Annotated in this window: 5 protein-coding genes; all 5 read left to right on the forward strand. The window is 66.1% G+C overall.

Annotation, left to right across the window (positions count from 1 at the left end; translation table 11 throughout):
• Positions 1–184: 184 nt before the first annotated feature.
• A complete protein-coding gene (locus tag FJ386_15020; protein MBM3877997.1) occupies positions 185–1,183 on the forward strand; it encodes an iron-containing alcohol dehydrogenase in 999 nt (332 codons plus the stop codon).
• A 2-nt stretch (positions 1,184–1,185) separates the two neighbouring features.
• Complete coding sequence (locus tag FJ386_15025; GenBank protein MBM3877998.1) at positions 1,186–2,952, forward strand: dihydroxy-acid dehydratase family protein; 1,767 nt, start codon at positions 1,186–1,188, stop codon at positions 2,950–2,952.
• An 8-nt stretch (positions 2,953–2,960) separates the two neighbouring features.
• Entirely contained in the window at positions 2,961–3,803 is an 843-nt protein-coding gene (locus FJ386_15030) for an SDR family oxidoreductase (GenBank protein ID MBM3877999.1), read from the forward strand.
• Complete coding sequence (locus FJ386_15035; GenBank protein ID MBM3878000.1) at positions 3,652–4,287, forward strand: SDR family NAD(P)-dependent oxidoreductase; 636 nt, start codon at positions 3,652–3,654, stop codon at positions 4,285–4,287. The genes FJ386_15030 and FJ386_15035 overlap by 152 nt, the downstream gene beginning before the upstream one ends.
• A partial coding sequence (locus tag FJ386_15040; GenBank protein MBM3878001.1) for an SDR family oxidoreductase occupies positions 4,119–4,626 on the forward strand: 508 nt, incomplete at its 3' end. The genes FJ386_15035 and FJ386_15040, both read left to right, overlap by 169 nt.

Below are 4,626 nucleotides of genomic sequence, written 5' to 3' on the forward strand. Positions count from 1 at the left end.
CGAACTTTGCTCGAACAATTTATTGCCAAGCATAACCAGACCTCCAAACCCTTTGTCTGGCGCAAGCGCGAAGTCAGGGGAACTCAGCTTCGCAATACAGTAATTAACTTATGCAACTAAGCACTAGCGTTGGCCGTTTGTCGTCACGGACCGCGGCGTCGTGTCCGCCGGGCTATTCGACCGCATGCGCGCGACGCTACACGCGGCAGGCGTGGAGGTACAGGTGTTCGCCGACGTGACGCCGGAGCCGCCCTTTGAATGCGTGGACACGGTGGTGCGCGCCATCACCGGCAGCCCCGAATGTGACTGTGTCATCGGACTCGGCGGTGGCAGCGTGATGGACGCAGCGAAGGTCGCCGCGGCTGCGCTGGGCTTGGACAAAGCCGCGCGGGAGTTGGCCGGGATCGGGCGCGTGGGTACACGACGCACCGGACTGCTGCTGGCGCCCACGACCGCTGGCACCGGCTCGGAGGCGACGTTTGTTGCCGTGCTCACGGACACGACCCAAGACCTGAAGGTAGGCGTAGTGGACCCGAGCCTGCTCGCGGACCTCGTGGTAGTGGACCCGGCGCTGACGGATTCGCAACCAGCGGCAGTCACAGCGGCGGCGGGAATTGATGCCGTGGTACACGCGGTGGAGGCGTTCATCGCGCGAGTCGCGACGCCGCTGGCGCAAGGACTCGCGCTGGAGGCGTTGCGTTACCTCGGTCGCTCGCTTCGCGCGGTGTGCCGGACTCCGGATGACACCCGCGCACGTGATGACATGGCGCTCGGTTCGCACTTGGCTGGACTGGCCTTCGCCAACTCCTCCTGCTGCGGTGTGCACGCGCTGGCGCTTCCGCTGGGCGGACGTTTCCACATTCCGCACGGCGTTGCGACCGGAGGGCTGACGGCGGCGGTGATGCGCCATAACTCGCTGGTTTGCTCCGAGGCATTCGCCGAACTGGGCGCCGCACTGGGCTGGAACATTCGCGAGCCGGAGGACTTTTCCTCGAAATTTGACGCGCTGGCGAGCGAGGTGGGCGTGTGCGCCGCCTTGCGCGGGGTGCGCGTGCCTGCGTCCGGGTTGCCTGAGTTGGCACGCATGGCGGTGGGCATCCGGCGGTTGATGGATCCGAATCCGCGTGTTATCTCCGAAGCGGATGCGGTGCGCATCTATTCGGCCGCGTTGAATCTTTCCTAATCATGAACCCGAAGCTTCGCAGCGAGAATTGGTGGAACAACCCGGACAACCCCGGCATGACCGCTCTTTACCTGGAGCGGTTTTTGAACTTCGGTCTCACCGCGGGCGAACTGCAATCGGGCCGCCCGGTCATTGGCATCGCCCAATCCGGCAGCGACCTCGCGCCCTGCAACCGCATCCATCTCGAACTCGAGCAGCGCACACGCGACGGCGTGCGCGACGCAGGTGGCGTGCCGCTGGTCTTTCCCATGCACCCGATTCAGGAGTCCGTGCGACGGCCCACGGCGGCGCTCGACCGCAATCTCGCCTACCTCGCCCTGGTCGAAATTCTGCACGGCTACCCGCTTGATGGCGTTGTTTTCACGACCGGCTGCGACAAGACGACACCCGCCGCACTCATGGCGGCAGCGACCACGGACCTGCCCGCAATCGTCTTATCCGGCGGTCCGATGCTCAACAGCTACCTCGACGGCCAGCCGGCTGGCGCGGGCACCATCATCTGGCAAGCCCGGCGGCGGCTCGCTGCGGGGACGCTGGACGAGCGCGGGTTTATGGAACTGCTCGCCGCCTCCGCGCCCAGCGCGGGCCATTGCAACACCATGGGCACCGCGCTTTCCATGAACTGCCTGGCCGAGGCGTTGGGATTTTCCTTGCCCGGCTGCGCGGCAATCCCCGCCACCTATCGCGAGCGGGCGCAGATGGCCTACGAGACAGGCCGCCGCGCCGTGGCGCTGGTGCGTGAGGACCTGCGTCCCTCGCGCCTGCTCACGCGCGACGCGCTGATCAATGCCATCGTGGTCACCACCGCCATCGGCGGCTCCACCAATTGCCCGCCGCACCTCGCCGCCATCGCACGTCACGCGGGAGTGGAGCTTTCGATGCACGATTGGGAAACTCACGGCTATGACGTGCCGTTGCTGGTGAACCTGCAACCGGCCGGCACGCATCTGGGCGAGGACTTCCACCGCGCGGGCGGCCTGCCCGCCGTGCTCCACGAATTGATCGAGGCTGGCCTGCTCCGCGGCCACGCACTCACCGTCACAGGCCGCACACTGGCGGACAACGTGACGGCCGCGCGCGTCCGCGACCGTGAGGTGATTCGCAGTGTCAGCGCGCCGCTCCTGCAGAAGGCAGGTTTCATCGTCCTGACGGGCAACTTGTTCGAGACCGCGCTCATCAAGACCAGCGTCATCAGCGCGGACTTTCGCCGCCGCTACCTCGCGCGCCCGGGGGCAGAGAATTGCTTCGAGTGCCGCGCCGTTGTCTTCGACGGGCCGGAGGACTACCATGCACGCGTCAACGACCCCACGCTCGGGGTGGACCAAACCACGCTGCTGGTCATCCGCGGCTGCGGCCCCGTCGGGTTTCCGGGCAGCGGCGAAGTGGTCAACATGCAGCCGCCCGACGCCCTCATCCGCGCCGGTTTGGACGAGCTGCCCACGCTCGGCGACGGCCGCCAAAGCGGCACCGCCGCAAGCCCTTCGATTCTCAACGCCACGCCCGAAGCCTTCGCCGGCGGTGGCCTCGCCCGTCTCCGGACCGGCGACCGTGTGCGCGTGGACCTCAATACCCGGCGCGTGGATGCGATCGTGCCGGCCGCCGAATGGGAACGCCGCGCCGCCCAACCGCCACCGGCCGCTCCACCCAGCGCCACGCCCTGGCAGCAGCTTTACCGCGCCCATGTCAGCCAACTCGACGCCGGCGCGTGCCTCGACTTCGCGTGCGCCTATTGCGCCGTGTGCGCCACCATTCCCCGCCACAACCACTGAGTTCTGTTATGCGACTCCAAGACAAAGTTATTCTCATCACCGGCAGCACCACTGGCATCGGCGAAGCCATGGCACGCCGTTGCGTGGCTGAGGGCGCGCGTGTGCTGCTGCACGGGCGCACCGCCGAGCGCGGCCGGCGTCTTACGGAAGAACTGGGATCGAACACCGCGTTTCATCTGGACGACCTCGCGGATTCGCAGTCCGCCCAACGCATGGTGGACGCTGCCTTGCGCGCTTTCGGACGGCTCGACGCGCTGGTCAACAACGCCGCCGACAACCGTCGTGCGCATCTGGAGCAGACTACGCCGGCGTTCTTCGACCAGATCATGGCGGTGAATCTTCGGGCACCGCTGCTCCTCATCCGTGCGGCCTTGGAGCCCCTCGCCGCCGCCCGTGGCGCAGTGCTCAACATCGGGTCCGTGCTCGCCTATTGTGGCCAGGCTAATCTGCTCGCGTATTCAGTCTCCAAAGGCGGCTTGGTGACTCTCACGCGCAATCTGGCCGACACGCTCGGCCCGCGCGGCGTCCGCGTTAACCAGCTCAACGTTGGGTGGACGCTCACGGAAAACGAATACCACGTTAAGCTCCGCGACGGCTTGCCCGCCGACTGGCCCAATCACCTTCCCGCCTACGCCGTTCCATCGGGCCGGCTCCTGCAACCCTGCCAAATTGCTGCCGCCGCGGTTTACTGGCTCGGCGATGAAAGCCGGCCAGTCACCGGGTCGGTCGTGGATATCGAGCAATATCCCGTCATCGGCCGGATTCCCAATCAGGAACGCAGCGCGCCCTCGCCCGTTTCATCCGCTTCTCTTGAAACAACTCCCAATTCCATTCCTCATGCTCTCACTTGAAGGAAAAACTGCCGTCATCACGGGCGGCGCCTCCGGCATCGGCCAAGCCATTGCCCGACTGTTCGCCGCGCGTGGCGCCGTCGTGGAACTCCTCGACCTGTCCGCCGACAACGCCGCGGCTGTTGCCGAGGAAATTACTCGCGCCGGCGGCCTGGCTACGGGCCAAGTGTGCGACGTGAGTGACGCGGCACAAGTGGACGCCGCTTTCACGCGCATCGAAGAACGCCGCGGCCGCATCCATATTCTCGCGAACAACGCCGGCATCGCGCATGTCGGCAACGCCCTGACCACGACGTCCGAAGACTTCGACCGTGTGTGGCAGGTGAACGTGAAGGGCATTTTCCACTGTCTGCAGGCCGTGCTGGGGCGCATGGCATCGGCAGGCGGCGGTGTCATTCTAAAAACCTGGCTTCGACTGTCGCGCTCATCGGCATTTCCGACCGTTTCGCCTATTCCGCCAGCAAAGGGGCTGTGCTGGCGATGACGTGGTCGGTGGCCAGGGATTTCCTCAAGCACGATATCCGCTGCAACGCCCTGCTGCCTGCGCGCACCCACACGCCCTTTGTGGACGGCTTTGCCCGCGTCCGCTGCCCCAAGTGCAGCGAGGAGCTTTTCGTGCCGTATTCCTGCCGCGGCCGATGTTTCTGCCCGTCTTGCCACGAGAAGCGGGCGCTGGAGAAAGCGGGTTGGGTGGCTGAGCACGTTTGCGCCGAAGTGCCTCATCGGCAGTTCGTGTTCACGATTCCCAAGCGGCTGCGCCTCTATTTCCGGTTCGAGCGCCGGCTCCTGGGCGACCTGTGCCGGGCGGCGGCGCGCACGGTGA

This window comes from Verrucomicrobiota bacterium, assembly GCA_016871675.1.
In the GTDB taxonomy this organism is placed as follows: domain Bacteria; phylum Verrucomicrobiota; class Verrucomicrobiia; order Limisphaerales; family VHCN01; genus VHCN01.

Excerpts from the sequence above, each read along its gene's own strand:
- FJ386_15030 (MBM3877999.1), top strand. The coding sequence starts at position 2,961 with ATGCGACTCCAAGACAAAGTTATTCTCATCACCGGCAGCACCACTGGC.
- FJ386_15020 (MBM3877997.1), top strand. The coding sequence starts at position 185 with ATGCGCGCGACGCTACACGCGGCAGGCGTGGAGGTACAGGTGTTCGCC.
- FJ386_15025 (MBM3877998.1), top strand. The coding sequence starts at position 1,186 with ATGAACCCGAAGCTTCGCAGCGAGAATTGGTGGAACAACCCGGACAAC.
- FJ386_15035 (MBM3878000.1), top strand. The coding sequence starts at position 3,652 with ATGAAAGCCGGCCAGTCACCGGGTCGGTCGTGGATATCGAGCAATATC.